This window comes from Sphingomonas lacunae, assembly GCF_012979535.1.
Taxonomy (GTDB): domain Bacteria; phylum Pseudomonadota; class Alphaproteobacteria; order Sphingomonadales; family Sphingomonadaceae; genus Sphingopyxis; species Sphingopyxis lacunae.
The window spans coordinates 1,553,860-1,569,962 of sequence record NZ_CP053015.1 but is presented as its reverse complement, the minus strand read 5'-3'; the positions used below and the strand labels follow the sequence as shown (position 1 = coordinate 1,569,962).

The following is a 16,103-nucleotide window of genomic DNA, read 5'->3' as shown; positions in this document are numbered from 1 at the left end:
CTCGGCAAGCGCTTATTGTGTGGCAGACATGATCGTTTGGCGGGGCGAAGCCAACGGTCAGATCGTCAGGACCGGCCCTGATAACCCGATGTCCGCTCATGCCAAGGGTCACCGATCGCTCGTCGGTTACCACTGTGAAGGACAGCGCCAAGAATGAAATCGCGTCGGGATTCGAAAGCCCTGCCGAGCCAGCTAATGCGAAACCATCGTGCATGCACACAATGGAATCAACGCAGGATAGCGGTAACTGCCCAGCAGACGCCAACGATGAGGGGGATGCCAGCAAAATCAAGCCACAAGCCAGCTTTCAACATCCGTGGCAAAGCTATGTGGCCACTCGCCCAAGCGATGGCGTTTGGCCCCGTGCCCGACGGCAGCATGAAGCCCCAGCTGGCAGCCAATGCTGCGGGCATTGCAAGAACAAGAGGATCTACGCCTGTCGCTCCGATCAGGGCCGCAACCACTGGCATGACGCCACTGGCCGTCGCCACATTGGAAGCAAATTCGGTGATAAGCACAACCAAACCGCACAAGATCAAGGCTATCACGATAGGATTAACATGGCGGAGGGGGGCCAGCACGTCTCCCAGCCACGCCGCCAGACCAGACTCGGTAATGGCCGCAGCCAGAGCCAAACCGCCACCGAACATCATGATCACTCCCCACGGGGCTCGATCAGCTTCCTTCCAAACCAGAAGCGGACGGCCGGTTCCATCGGGCACCACAAAGAGCAGCATCGCTCCCGCAACTGCAATCGTACCGTCGGTCAATGCCCCTGCGGGCAGAAGAGGCTCGACCCAGGGCTGCGCAACCCAGGAAGTAAAGACGAGAAGGAAGACGGGCACCAATCGCTTTTCCGCGACAGTCCATGTGCCGGCATGACCAATGGCTGCCTTGGCACTTGCGACATCGAAACCATCCCTTGGCAATCGTTGGACGCGGATCAGTATCACCATGGCAAGCGGGATCGCCAACAGAACGATCGGGACACCATAGGCCGCCCACAAGGCAAAGTTGATCTGGAGGTTAAGAGCCTTTTCGATGAGTCCAGCGGCGATGGCATTGGTGGGTGATCCGACCAAGGTGCCCAATCCGCCAATCGACGCGGCAAAGGCAATGCCCATGGCCAAGGCGCCAGCCATGCCAGAGGTCTCGCCCTCAGCTGTCTTCGCCGCCGCCAGCACCGCAATGGCAATAGGCATCATGATCAGCGCGGTCGACGTATTCGAAATGAACATAGACAGAATGGCGGTAGCCATCATGAACGCAAACAAAAGACCCCATGCCGTGCCACCGGCGCGCGCAAGCAACGCCAGCGCCAAGCGGCGATGCAGTCCGACCCTTTCAATTGCCAGGGCGATGAAAGCCCCACCCAGGATAAGAAAGAGGATTGGTGAGTAATATTCCTTGGCTATTGCGCCAGCCGGCATAATCCCGAACAGCGGCACCATGAGGAAAGGCAGCAAAGCAGTGACTGTCAGCGGCACAGCTTCTGTCATCCACCATATCGCCATCAAAATCGTCAGCGCAGCCACCATCCATGCAGTGGCCGACATGCCGTCCGGCGCTGGCAGCAGCAGCATCGATGCAAAGACCGCAATACCGCCCAGCAAGCCCGCGAGTTTGGCGTTCATCCTGCTAGCCCAATCATGCTGAGCTGACGTCCGTACGCCGGCTCTCCGCCATGGGTTGCGCGGCGGAAGCTGAAGAAATCAGTGTTCCCTGCATAAGTATCCAGCCCGAGCATGTCGACCCGGCGAATACCGCGGTTGGCAAGGCGTGATGCCACATAGGCAGGCAAATCGAACTGCCAGCGATCGGGGCGGAGTCCGTCGGTGAAGAATCGTTCATTCGACGGATCGTCAGCGCAGACGGCATCGCGTAGCGGTACGTCGACCTCATAAGAGGCACGTGCGATACTGGGGCCGATTGCCGCGATGATGTAGCTCGGATCCGCTCCCAACGCCTCCATGGCGTCGATTGTAGCGTCGGTGACGCCAGCCAGCGCGCCCTTCCAGCCGGCGTGGGCCGCACCGACGACGCGCGCGGTGCGATCGGCGAAAAGCACCGGGACGCAGTCGGCGGTCAATATGCCGAGGATGAGGCCGGGCGTGGCGGTGACGAGCGCATCCGCGTGCGGACGCTCGTCCATCGGCCAGGCGTGATCGGTGGTGATGCAGGTGCGGCCATGCACCTGATAAACGGTGGCGAGGTCGGCGCCGGGGAGCACAGCGGCGGCGGCGCGGCGGCGGTTTTCCATCACGATGGCCTCATCCTCACCGGACCCGGTGCCCACATTGAGACTGGCGAAGGCACCGGTCGAGATGCCGCCTCGGCGACCTGCGAAGCCGTGGGGGATGCCATCGAGCGCGGCGGAGCGCCAGAGGGGGACGGATTCGGTCATAGCGGGCGGCGCCAGACGCGGTCGTCATCGCAGGTTTGGCCAACCCAGAAGGGATTTTTTCCGATTTCGACAAAGCCGTGGCGGGCGTAGAATTTCTGGGCGCGGATATTTTCGAAGTAGACGCTGAGATAGAGCGACCTTGCGCCCTCTGCCCGGGCCCATTCAACACCCCAATTCATGAGGAAATCAGCCATTCCCGTACCTTTTGCCGCAGGCAGAAGGTAAAGTTGGTGGAGTTCGCGGACCGCATCATTTTGATCACCATCGACCAGGGGCAGGTCATTCGGCCCCATTTTGATGAAGCCAATGATTTCATTGGATAAATTGCGGACAATCCGCAAGCCGTAGGCAGGATCGGCGATTTGTGCCGCATAACGCTCCGGCCCCATCGCCGTGGCGAGAAATCCGGCAAGATCATCCGCCGGATAATTGCGATAGGCAAAAGTATCGCAAAAGCTGGCCTGCGCCATGGCGGACAGTGCCTCCGCATCAGCCAGCACCGGTTCGGCAACCGAAAAATCCGCAACCATCGTCATCCGGCAAACCCCTCCGGCACCGGCCAGCCGGGAGCAGCGGCTGCCATCACCTTGAACAATTGACCCATTTGTTCATCCTCCGCCAGCCTGTCGCGCTGGGACGCAATGGCATCGCGCCGGTCCGGCTGTCCAGCCATCAACGCATTGGCGCGCTGATCCAGCCCAAGCGCACGCAGGAATGGCCCCTGCCCCACCGGCCCGGACACCCGCAGGCCAACCCCGCGCGCCACGGCAGCCAATGCGCCGAAATCGACATGAGCCGTCAGATCGACCTCCCCCAGATCGGCGAAGGGATCGACATGATTGTGCCCCTTGACCGCCTGTAATGTGTCGCCGGGCGCAGTGGCGGGATAACCATAGTCGATGACCAGCAAGGCCCCACCCTGCCGCGCCAGTGTCCCGGCAAGGTCCGCCATGATCGCAGACCCGGCAGGGCAGCTTTCAAGGATCGTCCCCGGCGGCTGCATGCGGAGCAGCGACGGCACGGCAGCGTCCATCGGCTGCTGGCCGATGGCGGGAACAAAGCGCCCGCCGTCCATCGTTACCACCCGCTCGCGCCAGCCCTCGCGCGAGCGCACCAGCTGCCGGATCGGCAAGGCATCGAAAAATTCATTGGCGACGATGATCAACGGCCGGTCAGCCGGCAAGCTCGACACATCATCGTGAAAAACCGCTGCCGGCACCCTTGCCGCCTGTTGATCGCGCAGCACCGGGCTGGTTTCGACCAGATGCACCGCCGGGTCGAGCCCGAAGCGACGCATTGAACGCAAGGCGTCGCTGGCCAGCGTGCCGCGTCCCGGCCCCAGCTCGACCCAAGCGGCATCGGGCTGGCCGGCGCGCATCCACAGATCAGCGCACCAAAGGCCGATGAGTTCGCCGAACATCTGGCTGATTTCCGGCGCGGTGATGAAGTCCCCGTCGGCGCCGAGAGGATCGCGCGTCGCATAATAATGGGCGTTGGCATAGGCCATGAACAGGCTGACCGGGATCGATCCGCCTTGGGCAATCAGCCTTTCGAGGCGGCGGGATAGGGGCCCGCGCGCCGCGTGCGTTGCCGCAACCATGGATCAGGCGACGCTGTCAGGACCGGCAATGGGTTCGATGCGCTGACGGCGGCCCTTTGACGTCCAGACCAGCCAGAGGCCAAGCAGGATCAGCGGAATGGTCAGCCACTGGCCCATAGAAAGGCCAGTGGTGGCCGTGAATTCGGCCAATTGCGCATCGGGTTCACGGACGAATTCGACGATGAAGCGCGCCAGACCAAGGCCAACGGCAAAGACACCGACCAAACGACCGGGATAATAGCGGGCATGGGTGCGCCAGAAGAGATAGCTGAGGATCACCAGCATCAACAGCCCTTCCAGCCCCGCCTGATAGAGCTGGCTGGGGTGACGCGGATCAGCGGTCAGGGCATCAGGGAAGATCATCGCCCAGGGCACATCGCTTACCCGGCCCCACAGTTCGCCATTGACGAAGTTCGCGAGCCGGCCAAGCAACATGCCAATCGGCACGACCACCGCGACATAGTCGCAGACGCGCAGGAAGCTGAGCCGGTCGCGGCGGGCGATCCACCAGATCGCCAGCGTGACGCCGGCAGCGCCGCCGTGGAACGACATGCCGCCATCCCAGAGGCGGAACACGGCGAGCGGGTCGGCAAGATATTCGGACAGGTTGTAGAACAGCACATAGCCTATCCGCCCGCCGACAATCACGCCGAGCATGGCGTAGAACAGCAGGTCGTCGATATGCCGGTCGGTCATCGGTGCACCGGGTTGCCGGCACATTTTGCGAACCAGCCAATAACCGGCAAATATCCCGACGATATAGGCGAGGCTGTACCAGCGAATGTCCAGCCCGAACGGCGAAAAGGCGACCGGTGACAGGCCAAGATCGGCAAAATTCACATAAGCCGTAGCGTCAGCTGCAAGCGAAACGAGCAAGGTCTTTTCCCCAGTGGTTTTGATCCTCATATACGGCGGATACAACTAGACCAAGCGGAGAGATTCTATCATGCCAACCCCCCTGGACCAGATGATCGCCGCCGGACTGGACGCCGTCGTTGGTGACGGAAAAATGTTCCAGCTCGGCACCGTGGAAAAACGCGGTGTCACCATGCCGGTGATCAGCAATGCGCCGCCAAGCCTGCCCTTTTACTTTGCCTATTTCTGTAACCTGCATGGCAGCGCAGACTTTCTGGTCGATGGCGAGGAGCGGCTTAGCTTTGCCGAAACCTATGCCCGCGCGACCGATGTCGCCCGCGCGCTGGTAGATGGCTTTGGCGTCAAGAAAGGCGACCGCATCGGCATTGCCATGCGCAACGCGCCATCCTGGGTCGTGACCTATATGGGCGTTGTGATGGCGGGCGGTGTCGCCACGCTGCTCAACGGCTGGTGGCAGGGCGGCGAGTTGGCCGCCGGGGTCACCGATGTCGGTTGTTCGCTGGTTCTGGCGGATGAGCCGCGCGCGCGCCGCCTCGCCGAGAGCGGAATCGCGCATGGTGCCCAGGTGGTGACGCTCGACATTGGCAAGCCAATTGCCGAGGCCATTGCCCCGCTGACCGCCAAAGGCGGATCGGACGCGACCCAGCTACCAATGGTGATGGGCGATGATGTCGCCACCATATTGTTCACGTCGGGCTCGACCGGCCAGTCGAAGGGAGCCTGGTCAACCCATCAGGCGGTGGTGCAGGGCACGTTCAACTATATCGTGCAGACCGCCACCATCGTCCATGTACTGACATCGGTCGGCAACGCACCCGAGGGTCAAGCCTCCACGCTGCTCAACGTTCCCCTGTTCCATGTGACGGGCGAGGTGCCGGTATTCCTCCAGAGCTTTGCCATTGGCCGCAAGCTGGTGATGATGCCCAAATGGGATGCCGAAGAGGCGATGCGGCTGATCGAAAAGGAAAAGATCACCTATTTCGTCGGCGTGCCGCTGATGAGCTATGAAATGCTGATCCACCCCAACCGCGACAAATATGACCTGTCGAGCTGCAAAAGCTTTGCCGCTGGTGGTGCGCCACGCCCGCGCGATCACGTCAAGCGGCTGGCCGATGGCATGGGTGGCGGCATGCCGCTGCTCGGCTATGGTCTGACCGAGACCAATGGCGTCGGCTGCGGCAACCTCAACGACAATTATATCGCCAAGCCCGACAGCACCGGCCCCGCCAGCCTGCCGCTGGTGGACCTTGCCATCATCGATGATGCCGGCAATGTCCTGCCGCAGGGACAGGTCGGTGAGGTGTCGATCCGCACCATCGCCAATTTCGAAGGCTATTGGAACAATGAGGCGGCGACCAAGGCCGCCTTTACCGATGACGGCCGCTTCCGCACCGGCGACCTGGGTTATCTTGACGAGGACGGTTATCTGTTCATCGTTGATCGCAAGAAGGACATTATCATCCGTGGCGGCGAGAATATCAGCTGCCCGGAAGTGGAAAGCGCCATCTATGCCCATGCGCCGGTCGCCGAATGTTCGGTGTTCGGCCTGCCCGACGAGCGGTTCGGCGAGATTGTCGGCGCGGTCGTCCGCTTCAAGCCCGACGAGCCATCAACCGAAGAGGCGCTGCGCGAGCATCTGAACGCCACCCTTGCAGCGTTCAAGGTGCCGGCCCGCATCTGGCTGGTCGATGAGCCGCTGCCGGTGCTCGGCACGGGCAAGCTCGACCGGGTCGGCCTGCGCAAGACCTATCAGGCGAAGTTCGCCGCGGAAGGCTAAGCCGGTCTGGTCGGATAGCGCTCGCCCATCAGCCGCCAGCTGAGGGCGAGCAGCTGTTCCAGAGCCGTCAGGTCGATCTTGTCGAGACGACGGATATAGAGGCAGGACTTGCCCATGCTGTGCGGGCCCAAGCAGTCCAGCAGCCTGTCGGCTTCGGCCTTGTCCGATCCCTCGAACACGGGGATGAGATAGACGACCAGCTGGGCCTTGCGCGGCGAAAAGCCGATGCGGCACGAGGTACCGGAATGGCCGCTGTCATAGGTGTAATCATAGCTGCCATAGCCGATGATCGTCGGCCCCCACATCGAGGGCGCCTCCCCGGTGATCCGGCGCAGCAATGTGTCGATCACACCGGCTTCCGAACGGCGGCGCTCATCCGGGACTGCGGCAATGAACGCCGACACGTCAGCAGCGGTCGGCAGGGTTTTGGCAGTCTTGTTGGCCATGATCGCTGCACCCCATGATGGCAGGTGGCAAGAGGATGCGGCGATGGCAGCCGCAGGTCAAGCTGTGCCTTGCCCGCCGCGCGCTCGCCTGATAGGCGGCGCGCGACTTTCCTTTCGGGGTGGATGAAGACGATGAGCGACGTGAAGCGGGTGGTATTGGCCTATTCGGGGGGGCTCGACACGAGCGTGATCCTGAAATGGTTGCAGGTGACCTATGGTTGCGAGGTCGTCACCTTTACCGCCGACCTGGGCCAGGAAGGGGAACTGGAACCGGCGCGCGAGAAGGCGGTGATGATGGGCGTGAAGCCCGAGCACATCTATATCGACGATGTGCGCGAGGAGTTTGTCCGCGATTTCGTCTTTCCGATGATGCGCGCCAATGCCCGTTATGAGGGCGATTATCTGCTCGGCACGTCAATCGCCCGTCCTCTGATTTCCAAGCGTCTGGTCGAGATCGCCCGCGAAACCGGCGCCGATGCCGTGGCGCATGGCGCGACCGGAAAGGGCAATGACCAGGTGCGTTTCGAGCTGGGCGTGGCCGCGCTCGCGCCCGACATCAAGGTCATCGCCCCCTGGCGCGAATGGGATTTGACCAGCCGCACCGCGCTGATCGACTGGGCGGAAAAGCACCAGATCCCCGTGCCCAAGGACAAGCGTGGCGAAAGCCCCTTCTCGACCGACGCGAACCTGTTGCACACCTCGTCCGAGGGCAAGGTGCTTGAGGATCCGTGGGAAGAAACGCCCGACTATGTCTATTCGCGCACGGTCAACCCCGAGGATGCGCCCGACGCGCCCGAATATATCACCATCGATTTCGAGCGTGGTGACGGCGTCGCGCTGAACGGCGTCGCCATGTCGCCCGCCACGCTGCTGGCGGCGCTCAACGAGCTGGGCCGCAAGCATGGCATCGGCCGGCTCGACCTCGTCGAGAACCGCTTTGTCGGCATGAAGTCGCGCGGCATGTACGAGACGCCGGGCGGGGAGATTTACGCCCGCGCGCATCGCGGCATTGAACAGATCACGCTCGACCGGGGTGCGGCGCACCTCAAGGACGAGCTGATGCCCAAATATGCCGAGCTGATCTACAATGGCTTTTGGTTCGCGCCCGAGCGCGAAATGCTGCAGGCCGCCATCGACCTCAGCCAGGAGAAGGTCAGCGGCACGGTGCGGCTCAAGCTCTACAAGGGCAGCGCCAGCGTGGTCGGCCGCAAGTCCCCCAACAGCCTCTATTCGGAGCGCCATGTGACGTTCGAGGATGATGCCGGCGCCTATGACCAGAAGGACGCGGCGGGCTTCATCCGATTGAATGCGCTGCGCTTGCGGCTGCTGGCTGCGCGGGACCGGTGACGATCCAGCGCTTCTTCTCTGACAATGCCGCGCCCGTTCACCCGCAGGTGATGGAGGCGCTGGCAGCGGCCAACGCGGTCGACACCGCCTATGACGGCGATGCGCTGTCGGCGCGGCTCGATTCGGCATTTTCCGACCTGTTCGGCAAGCCGGTCGAGGCGATGTGGGTGGCGACGGGGACGGCGGCCAACAGCATCGCGCTCGCCGCCCATGTGCGGCCCTGGCAGGCGGTGCTGTGCCATGAGGAAGCGCATATCGAGGTTGACGAGTGCGGCGCGCCGGCGCTGTTCAATGGCGGCGCCAAGCTGATGCTGTTGCCCGGTGCTGGCGCGAAGATCGACGCCGCCACCATCGATGCGCGCATGGGGGCGATCCGCAAGGACGTGCACCAGGTGCAACCGGCGGCGATCAGCATCACCAATGCGAGTGAATATGGCCTCGCCTGGACGCCGGACGAGGTTGCGACTGTGGGCGAATGCGCGCGGCGGCATGGGCTGGCGCTGCACATGGACGGGGCCCGCTTTGCCAATGCGGTGGCACATGTTGGCTGCACGCCGGCCGATGTCACATGGCGCGCGGGCGTTGATGTGCTGTCGTTCGGTTGCGTCAAAAATGGCGGGATGAACGCCGAGGCGCTGGTGTTTTTCAATGGCATGCCGGCGGGCGTCAAGGAAATGCGCAAGCGGTCCGGGCACCTCCAGTCCAAGGGTCGCTATCTGGCGGCACAGATATTGGCGATGATCGAGGGTGGGCTGTGGCTCGACAATGCGCGCAGTGCCAACCGCGCCGCGGCGATCATCGCGCAGGCGGCGGGGGAGCGGCTGCTGCACCCGGTTGAAGCCAACGAGATATTCCTCCGACTGACCGCTGAAGAGGCAGCGACTTTGCGCGCCGCCGGCTTTGATTTCTATGACTGGGGTGAAGGGGCGGCGCGACTGGTGACAAGCTGGCAGCATGCCGTCGGCGACGTCCAGCCGCTGGCTGACGCGATCCGCGCGCTGTGACCATGGCCCCTGCCGAAGACGCGCCGGCCCAGCCCGCGCCGCTGACCTTGCTGTCCCCGCGCGTTCTGATCCCCTTCACCATCGTCACGCTGATCTGGGGATCGACCTGGCTGGTCATCCGCGACCAGCTGGGCACGGTGCCGGCGAGCTGGTCGGTCACCTACCGCTTTGCCGTGGCGAGCATCGCCATGTTCCTGTTGCTCGCCATCCGGCGGGAACGGATGGGACTGGAGCCCAAGGCAATGCTGTTCGCGGCGGCAGTCGGCTTCGCGCAGTTCATGCTCAATTTCAATTTCGTCTATCGCGCCGAACATTATCTGACATCAGGCGTCGTGGCGGTGATCTTTGCCCTTCTGATCGTGCCCAACACCATCCTCTCCCGCCTGTTCCTCAAGACCGAAGTCGACCGGCGCTTCCTGACCGGAGGGGCGATTGCCGTGGTCGGCATCATCCTGTTGCTGGTGCATGAAGCGAGTGCGATCAAGGCGGACACCGGCACCGTCATCCTGGGCACCGTCCTGACCCTTGCCGGTGTGATGAGCGCTTCCGCCGCCAATGTGATGCAGGCAACCCCGCTCGCCAAGGCGCAGTCCTCCTTTGCGCTGATAGCCTGGGCGATGCTGTGGGGCACGCTGGCCAACGGCCTGTTTGCCATAGCGACGGTCGGCGCACCGACGTTCGACCCGCGCTGGACCTACAGCGCGGGCATTCTCTATCTGGGCCTGTTCGGCAGCGTCATCTGCTTTCCGCTGTATTTCGGCATCATCCGCGATGTCGGCGCCGGCCCGGCGGCCTGGTCAAGCGTGCTCATCCCGGTCATCGCCATGGGCCTGTCGACACTGGCCGAGGGGTATGTCTGGTCCGGCCTGTCTGTTGCCGGCGCGATCCTCGCCATGGCAGGACTGATCGTCGCACTGAGACCCGCATCACGATAGAGTGTTGGCATCCCCCCTGATTTGGTGCATTATTCCACTGATACAGCTGGAAGGGGTGGGGCATGACGACAGCAACGGATACGGCGGCCGTATTTGCAGACAGTCCGCCGGCCAGCCGTATCGCCGGACTGGACGCGACACGCGGATTCGCGGTGATGGGCATTTTGCTGATGAACATCATCAGTTTTGCCATGCCGGAAAACGCCTATATCACGCCGCGCCACTGGGGCGGCGATTCCGGGGCGGACCTGTGGAGTTGGGCCATCGCCTTCGTCCTGTTTGACAGCAAGATGCGCGGCCTGTTCTCGATCATGTTTGGCGCGTCGACGCTGTTGGTGATCCAGGCGGCCGAAGCTGGCGGACGCAGCGCGGCCCAGACCCATTATGCCCGCATGGTGGTGCTGGCACTTTTTGGCCTAGCCCATTTCTTTTTCCTGTGGGTCGGCGACATCCTGTTCCTTTATGCCTGTTGCGGCCTGGTGCTTTATCTTTTCCGCGACCTGTCGGTGAAGGCGTTGACCATCTGGGGCATCCTGTTGATCGCGCTCAACAGCATCATGATGTCGATCGCGATGATCATGCTGCACATGGGGTCGTGGCCCGGTGCTCCGGCCGATCTAGCTACCGCCTATGGAAAATTTGCTGCGGATTTCGCGCCCTATAGCGCCTTTGGTCGCGAAGATTATGAGCTCTATCGCAGCGACTATGCCACCATCCTCGCCGTAAAGCTGGATGAGATGCTGTTTCAGCCACTGATCCTGATGCCGATGTATTTTGCAGAGACATTGGGGCTGATGCTGATTGGTATGGCCCTATTCAAAAACGGCCTGCTGCAGGGCCAATGGTCGATCGAACGGCTGACCAAATGGGCAACTGTGGGCCTGAGCATCGGCATGATCGGGGGGATCGCACTGCTCGCACTGCAATTTTCCGTAGACCTTGAGCCGGCCATTGTCATGGGCACAACCTTCGGTTTTTCCGTGCCATTCGATGTGCCGATGAGCATTGGCTATGCCGCTCTGTTCATGGCGCTGGCGCAACGCTTTGCCTCTTCGCCCCTCATCATCCGCGTGGCCGCTGCCGGGCGGGCCGCCTTCACCAACTATCTGGGCACATCCTTGTTGATGACAGCATTGTTTTACGGCTGGGGCCTCGGCCAATTTGGTGAATGGTCACGGGTTCAGACCTATGGCGCGGTGATCGCCGTCTGGGTGATCATGCTGCTGTGGTCCAAGCCCTGGCTCGACCATTTCCGGTTTGGACCGATGGAGTGGCTGTGGCGCACCCTGGCCCGCGGGAAGGTGCAGCCATTGCGGCGGACACATTAGTCCTGCCCGACCAAGGATGAAGTCAGGCGACGCGGCGAGCGGTGCCAAAGCCTTTGTGGCGTTGCACCAACGGACTGGTTTCCGCGTCGATCGCGTCCATCATGCTGTTGAACAACGGGCGCAGCAGCACCACACGGTCAACATAATCCTCTGGCGTTTCGTGGGTTTCGACGCATTGGCGGGCGAACATTTCAATGTCCTCGGCCAACTGGCCAAGCCGTTCCCCGCCAAATTGGCGCGCTTCGCTTTTGAGCTTGTGCGATGGCATCACCATCGCCGGAGCATCAGAGGCGCGCATCGCGGATTCAATCAGTTCGATTGAGCGCAGTCCATCTTCCCGGAAATATCCGAGGATGCGGATGAAAGAGGCGCCGAGCTGCGCGCGGGTTTCGGCGAGCGATGCCCAGTCGACAATGTGCAAATCCATGTTGGCCATGTCAGTCTCTTTGACAATCGTCTGCCAGCCCCGGATTTCCGGCAGACTGCATCGGTCCCTGTCACAACCGTAGGAGTCACCGGGTAAAGACAATGTTACCCAATGCCGCCAAACCGGTCCAAACAGGCCGGAAAGCGGTCAAGTGGCGTCAAAATGGAACAGATGTCCGTCAGCCCTTGCGACCCGGCTTGCCACCAGGTTTACCCCCTGGCCTGGCGGGACGGCGGACCTGGCCGATAGGTGTCACAGCACGCAGGCCGGGAGCTGCCCGGGGAGCCGCGGCGCGACCCGATTTGCCGGTGCCACCCCCTGCCCCTCTCGTTTCGGCCTTGCGCGGGGCGCTATGAGCCGATTTGCGCAATGCCGCACCAAAGGGATTGCGCGAGGCGCGCAGCGTCAGCCGGACCGGCACCGCGCCGAAGCCAAGTTCGCGGCGGATCCCGTTGACCAAATAGCGGCGATAGCTTTCCGGAAGCATGTCGACCCTGCTGCCAAAGGCCACAAAGCTGGGCGGGCGGTTGCGGGCCTGGGTGATATAGCGCAGCTTGATCCGCTGACCCTTGTGCGCGGGCGGAGGATTGGCCTCTGTCGCCCGTTCGAACCAGCGGTTGAGTTCACCGGTCGGCACGCGCCGCGACCATTGTTCGCGAATGTCAAAGGCAATGGCGAGCAACTGGTCGAGCCCCTTGCCGGTCGCGGCGGAAACAGTGATCAGGGGGACGCCCTTGACCTGGGCCAGTCCCTCGTCGAGCGCGGCGCGGATACCCTGATAGAGGGCGCTGCCATCCTCTGCCACGTCCCATTTGTTGAGCGCGATGATCAGCGCACGCCCTTCGTCGATCACCCGGTCAGCGATACGCAGGTCCTGCGCCTCCAGCCCCAGCGTGGCGTCGAGCATCAGCACGACAACTTCAGCAAAGGCGACCGAATGCAGCGTATCGGCGACCGACAGTTTTTCCAGCTTGTCCTGCACCTTGGCCCGCTTGCGCAGACCGGCCGTATCAATCAGGCGGACCGGGCGACGCGCACCATCGGGCGCGGTCCACATCCAGTCGATCGAGATGGAATCGCGAGTCAGCCCCGCTTCGGGGCCGGTGATCATCCGCTCCTCGCCGAGGATACGGTTGACCAGAGTCGACTTGCCGGCGTTGGGACGACCGACAATCGCCAGTTTGAGCGGCGATTCCGGGTCCAGCTCCTCACCCTGCCAGACGATTTCCTCGCCATCATCCTCGCCATCGGGAATGACCAGATCAGCCCGCAAGGCCTCTCCGGCGAGGTCGGCCGCGACCTGTTTCGCCTTGGTCGTAGCGCGTTGCGACTTGCCGCGCCGCTTGCCGGCGGGGACATCGCTTTCCTCTTCGGGCTGTTCGACATGGGGTCGAAGGGCGTCGAACAGGTCGACGATGCCCTCACCATGTTCAGCGGACAGGCCAAATGGTTCGCCCAGCCCCAGGCTATAGGCCTCGCTCACGCCTGCCGCGCCAACCTTGCCCTCAGCCTTGTTGGCGACAACGACAATCGGCGTATCACTGTCACGCAGCCAGCGGGCGATTTCGGCATCGACCGGGGTCACCCCGACACGGGCGTCAATCAGGAACAGGGCGACATCGGCCATATGCACCGCCGCCTCTGTCTGGGCGCGCATCCGACCGGGCAGACTTGCCGGATCATCCTCCTCGAAACCCGCGGTATCGACAATCCGGAATTGCAAGCCCAGCAGATGGCCGACGCCTTCGCGCCGGTCCCGCGTCACACCGGGACGGTCATCCACCAGCGCCAGCTTTTTGCCGACCAGCCGGTTGAACAGGGTCGATTTGCCCACATTGGGCCGCCCGACGATGACAACGACAGGCAGGTCAGCCGGCGCGTTCATCGCATGGCGGTGATGCGACCATTATCGTCCATCACATAGAGCATGCCATTGGCGACAACCGGGGCCAGACGGGTCGGGCCGCTGATGTCAGTCAGCGACTGGACGCTGCCGTCCTCGGGATTGATCTGGGCCATGCGGCCGTCGGTCGAAACGGCGATCAGGCGGCCGCCAGCCAGGACCGGGCCGGTCCAGCGGATCATCCCTTCCCGGTCTTCCTCATCACGCCAGCGGGGCAGCTGGCCAATCCAGCGAACCTTGCCAGTCGCCCGGGTAATGGCGAAAATGCGGGAATCATCGGTCAACACGAACACCCATTCACCCGCCACCCAAGGGGTCGAGATGCCGGTGAGGTTCATTTCCCAGATGCGCTGGCCGGTGACCAGTTCATAAGCGGCCATGCGACCGCCCTGACCAATGGCGAAAACCCTGCCGCGATCAATCACCGGATCGGCATCAATATCGGTCAGGGTCGACACCGACATGGAAATGCTGGTGCGGGCCAGTGCATCACCCCACAGGGAGCGGCCATTTTCATACCGGTACGCATTGAGTTCGCCCGACGAATAGCCAGCGACGATGGTCCCCTGACCCGCTGCCGGTGCGGCAACGCCAAACACGCTGCCGGGGGCGAGCGATCCAGCTTCCTGCCATTCGACGTTACCGTCGCTGGTGCGCAGGGCAAACAGCTGATTATCCTGGCCCATCACATAGATGTTGCCAAAGGCGACAGTCGGGGCGCCGCGCAGCGGACCAGCGGGATGCACTGTCCAGCGGACGGCGCCGGTGGCGGCATCAATGGCCGCGACATCGCCCAGACCGCTGGCGGCGTAGACCGTGCCGGCTTCGGCGCTGACACCGCCACCAAAACGGGCACGCTGGCCATCCCGTTCAGTATCACCGACCTGGGTCGACCAGAGGCGCTGACCGGTGGCGGCATTGAACGCATGCACGGTCGCTTCGGTATCAATGGCGAACAAGGTGCCACCGGCAACCACTGGCGCCGCCGCCAGACGCGCACGCAGATTGCCGCCACGGATCTGGGCCGTCCAGGCGGTGGTGAGTTCGGCAGGCAGCGCGACATGGCTCATGGCCTTGGCAGAATTGCCGCCGGGCTGGGTCCAGTCAGCATTGGGCACCGGCGCGGGCAGGATGATCTGCAACCCGGCAATCGTCGGATCGACCGCGAGGTCGGACTGGTTGGCGAGAATCGGCACACGATTGCCGACGGTCGGCGTGGTCGGCCCGCCATCGCCTTCAAATATGCTGCAACCGCTGAGCATCACGGCGGTGAACGCGGCCGTTCCGGCGATTTTCCATGCCTTGGTCTGCATTGTCATTCCCCGGTCTTGGTAGTGGCAGCGGCGGCGGCAGGTGTCGCGGCTGCCGGGCGGGCTGCGTCCGCTCCGAGCAGGCTGACCATCTGAAGCGCGCGCGATTTGAGCGATTCCGGCACATCGGGTGCTTCGGTGATACGCTTGTAGAGCTGGCCGGCCGCACGGTCATTGCCGCGCTTCATTTCGGCCAGCGCGGTGAGTTCAGCGGCGCTTGCAAAGGCAGGACCGGGCTGCGAGACGAGATTGCGCAGGCGGGCAACAACCGCAGCTGGATCCATCTGGTCAAATTCAACCAGCGTCTGACGCAACAGCGCGGCATCGCGGATCGGCTGGTCAATGCCACTGTCGTTGGCGACCAGCCCGAACTTGGCCGCAGCGGTGCGGGCATCATTTTCGGCCAGCGCGGCATTGGCCTGCGCCATCAGGGCCAGCGCGCGATAGGTCGGCGAGCCATCATTGACGATCGGCTGGAACTGCTCCGCAGCCGCCTTGGGCCGACCCTGCCCCAATGTTTCGAGGGCCATGGAGAAATTGCGGCCGGTTTCGCCTGCCTTGCTTGCCTGATCATTTTGCCACCAGAGCCAACCGGCAAGAGCCAGAAACGCGACGATGACGAGCGCGATCAGCCCGCGCCCATAGCTGCGGACAAAGCTTTGCAGCCGGTCCGCGCGGACCGCGTCATCGACTTCCTGCATGAAAGTGTCGGGATTGCTGGGCGGCAGCGCCACGGTGCGTCCTCT

At 62.9% G+C, this 16,103-nt stretch carries 15 protein-coding genes; 5 read left to right on the top strand and 10 right to left on the bottom strand.

Annotation, left to right across the window (positions count from 1 at the left end):
• Positions 1 to 227: 227 nt before the first annotated feature.
• Genes GV829_RS07455 through lgt form a run of 5 tightly spaced genes read right to left on the bottom strand, consistent with a single transcriptional unit; the run spans position 228 to position 4,910 of the window.
• The gene (locus GV829_RS07455) at positions 228 to 1,634 is read right to left on the bottom strand and encodes an SLC13 family permease (protein ID WP_169945421.1); all 1,407 of its coding nucleotides are present in this window, start codon (positions 1,632 to 1,634) and stop codon (positions 228 to 230) included.
• On the bottom strand, positions 1,631 to 2,404 hold the full coding sequence (gene pgeF, locus GV829_RS07450; protein ID WP_169945419.1) for a peptidoglycan editing factor PgeF: 774 nt from the start codon (positions 2,402 to 2,404) through the stop codon (positions 1,631 to 1,633). Before pgeF ends, GV829_RS07455 begins: the two co-directional genes overlap by 4 nt.
• Positions 2,401 to 2,940: a GNAT family N-acetyltransferase gene (locus tag GV829_RS07445; RefSeq protein WP_246202762.1), complete on the bottom strand. Its 540-nt coding sequence runs from the start codon at positions 2,938 to 2,940 to the stop codon at positions 2,401 to 2,403. Before GV829_RS07445 ends, pgeF begins: the two co-directional genes overlap by 4 nt.
• A complete protein-coding gene (locus GV829_RS07440; protein WP_246202761.1) occupies positions 2,937 to 4,004 on the bottom strand; it encodes a class I SAM-dependent methyltransferase in 1,068 nt (355 codons plus the stop codon). The genes GV829_RS07445 and GV829_RS07440 overlap by 4 nt, the downstream gene beginning before the upstream one ends.
• Before the next feature lie 3 nt (positions 4,005 to 4,007).
• Positions 4,008 to 4,910, bottom strand: coding sequence for a prolipoprotein diacylglyceryl transferase (gene lgt / locus GV829_RS07435; RefSeq protein WP_169945417.1), 903 nt, complete (start codon positions 4,908 to 4,910; stop codon positions 4,008 to 4,010).
• Between the two features lie 40 nt (positions 4,911 to 4,950).
• On the opposite strand from lgt, the gene GV829_RS07430 reads away from it, so the two are divergent.
• The gene (locus GV829_RS07430; RefSeq protein WP_169945415.1) at positions 4,951 to 6,657 is read left to right on the top strand and encodes a class I adenylate-forming enzyme family protein; all 1,707 of its coding nucleotides are present in this window, start codon (positions 4,951 to 4,953) and stop codon (positions 6,655 to 6,657) included.
• Here GV829_RS07430 and GV829_RS07425 read toward each other — a convergent pair.
• Positions 6,654 to 7,103: a DUF1801 domain-containing protein gene (locus GV829_RS07425; RefSeq protein WP_169945413.1), complete on the bottom strand. Its 450-nt coding sequence runs from the start codon at positions 7,101 to 7,103 to the stop codon at positions 6,654 to 6,656. The two genes, GV829_RS07430 and GV829_RS07425, sit on opposite strands and share 4 nt — an antisense overlap.
• A gap of 132 nt (positions 7,104 to 7,235) precedes the next feature.
• Between GV829_RS07425 and GV829_RS07420 the strand changes: the two genes are divergently transcribed.
• The 4 genes from GV829_RS07420 to GV829_RS07405 all read left to right on the top strand — a co-directional run bounded on the left by GV829_RS07420 (position 7,236) and on the right by GV829_RS07405 (position 11,717).
• Positions 7,236 to 8,450, top strand: a complete 1,215-nt coding sequence (locus tag GV829_RS07420; protein WP_169945411.1) for an argininosuccinate synthase — start codon at positions 7,236 to 7,238, stop codon at positions 8,448 to 8,450.
• Between the two features lie 50 nt (positions 8,451 to 8,500).
• Positions 8,501 to 9,454, top strand: coding sequence for a threonine aldolase family protein (locus tag GV829_RS07415; RefSeq protein ID WP_246203111.1), 954 nt, complete (start codon positions 8,501 to 8,503; stop codon positions 9,452 to 9,454).
• Between the two features lie 2 nt (positions 9,455 to 9,456).
• The gene (locus GV829_RS07410) at positions 9,457 to 10,389 is read left to right on the top strand and encodes a DMT family transporter (RefSeq protein ID WP_169948081.1); all 933 of its coding nucleotides are present in this window, start codon (positions 9,457 to 9,459) and stop codon (positions 10,387 to 10,389) included.
• Between the two features lie 62 nt (positions 10,390 to 10,451).
• Positions 10,452 to 11,717, top strand: coding sequence for a DUF418 domain-containing protein (locus GV829_RS07405; RefSeq protein ID WP_169945404.1), 1,266 nt, complete (start codon positions 10,452 to 10,454; stop codon positions 11,715 to 11,717).
• A gap of 22 nt (positions 11,718 to 11,739) precedes the next feature.
• Here GV829_RS07405 and GV829_RS07400 read toward each other — a convergent pair whose 3' ends face one another.
• The 4 genes from GV829_RS07400 to GV829_RS07385 form a co-directional block, all read right to left on the bottom strand.
• On the bottom strand, positions 11,740 to 12,153 hold the full coding sequence (locus GV829_RS07400; protein WP_343042795.1) for an Hpt domain-containing protein: 414 nt from the start codon (positions 12,151 to 12,153) through the stop codon (positions 11,740 to 11,742).
• A gap of 169 nt (positions 12,154 to 12,322) precedes the next feature.
• Complete coding sequence (der, locus tag GV829_RS07395) at positions 12,323 to 14,029, bottom strand: ribosome biogenesis GTPase Der (RefSeq protein WP_169945402.1); 1,707 nt, start codon at positions 14,027 to 14,029, stop codon at positions 12,323 to 12,325.
• Positions 14,026 to 15,366: an outer membrane protein assembly factor BamB family protein gene (locus GV829_RS07390; protein WP_343042794.1), complete on the bottom strand. Its 1,341-nt coding sequence runs from the start codon at positions 15,364 to 15,366 to the stop codon at positions 14,026 to 14,028. The genes der and GV829_RS07390 overlap by 4 nt, the downstream gene beginning before the upstream one ends.
• Complete coding sequence (locus GV829_RS07385; protein WP_169945400.1) at positions 15,363 to 16,091, bottom strand: tetratricopeptide repeat protein; 729 nt, start codon at positions 16,089 to 16,091, stop codon at positions 15,363 to 15,365. Before GV829_RS07385 ends, GV829_RS07390 begins: the two co-directional genes overlap by 4 nt.
• Between the last annotated feature and the right edge of the window lie 12 nt (positions 16,092 to 16,103).

Excerpts from the sequence above, each read along its gene's own strand:
- GV829_RS07455 (WP_169945421.1), bottom strand. The coding sequence starts at position 1,634 with ATGAACGCCAAACTCGCGGGCTTGCTGGGCGGTATTGCGGTCTTTGCA.
- pgeF (WP_169945419.1), bottom strand. The coding sequence starts at position 2,404 with ATGACCGAATCCGTCCCCCTCTGGCGCTCCGCCGCGCTCGATGGCATC.
- GV829_RS07445 (WP_246202762.1), bottom strand. The coding sequence starts at position 2,940 with ATGACGATGGTTGCGGATTTTTCGGTTGCCGAACCGGTGCTGGCTGAT.
- GV829_RS07440 (WP_246202761.1), bottom strand. The coding sequence starts at position 4,004 with ATGGTTGCGGCAACGCACGCGGCGCGCGGGCCCCTATCCCGCCGCCTC.
- lgt (WP_169945417.1), bottom strand. The coding sequence starts at position 4,910 with ATGAGGATCAAAACCACTGGGGAAAAGACCTTGCTCGTTTCGCTTGCA.
- GV829_RS07430 (WP_169945415.1), top strand. The coding sequence starts at position 4,951 with ATGCCAACCCCCCTGGACCAGATGATCGCCGCCGGACTGGACGCCGTC.
- GV829_RS07425 (WP_169945413.1), bottom strand. The coding sequence starts at position 7,103 with ATGGCCAACAAGACTGCCAAAACCCTGCCGACCGCTGCTGACGTGTCG.
- GV829_RS07420 (WP_169945411.1), top strand. The coding sequence starts at position 7,236 with ATGAGCGACGTGAAGCGGGTGGTATTGGCCTATTCGGGGGGGCTCGAC.
- GV829_RS07415 (WP_246203111.1), top strand. The coding sequence starts at position 8,501 with ATGGAGGCGCTGGCAGCGGCCAACGCGGTCGACACCGCCTATGACGGC.
- GV829_RS07410 (WP_169948081.1), top strand. The coding sequence starts at position 9,457 with ATGGCCCCTGCCGAAGACGCGCCGGCCCAGCCCGCGCCGCTGACCTTG.
- GV829_RS07405 (WP_169945404.1), top strand. The coding sequence starts at position 10,452 with ATGACGACAGCAACGGATACGGCGGCCGTATTTGCAGACAGTCCGCCG.
- GV829_RS07400 (WP_343042795.1), bottom strand. The coding sequence starts at position 12,153 with ATGGCCAACATGGATTTGCACATTGTCGACTGGGCATCGCTCGCCGAA.
- der (WP_169945402.1), bottom strand. The coding sequence starts at position 14,029 with ATGAACGCGCCGGCTGACCTGCCTGTCGTTGTCATCGTCGGGCGGCCC.
- GV829_RS07390 (WP_343042794.1), bottom strand. The coding sequence starts at position 15,366 with ATGACAATGCAGACCAAGGCATGGAAAATCGCCGGAACGGCCGCGTTC.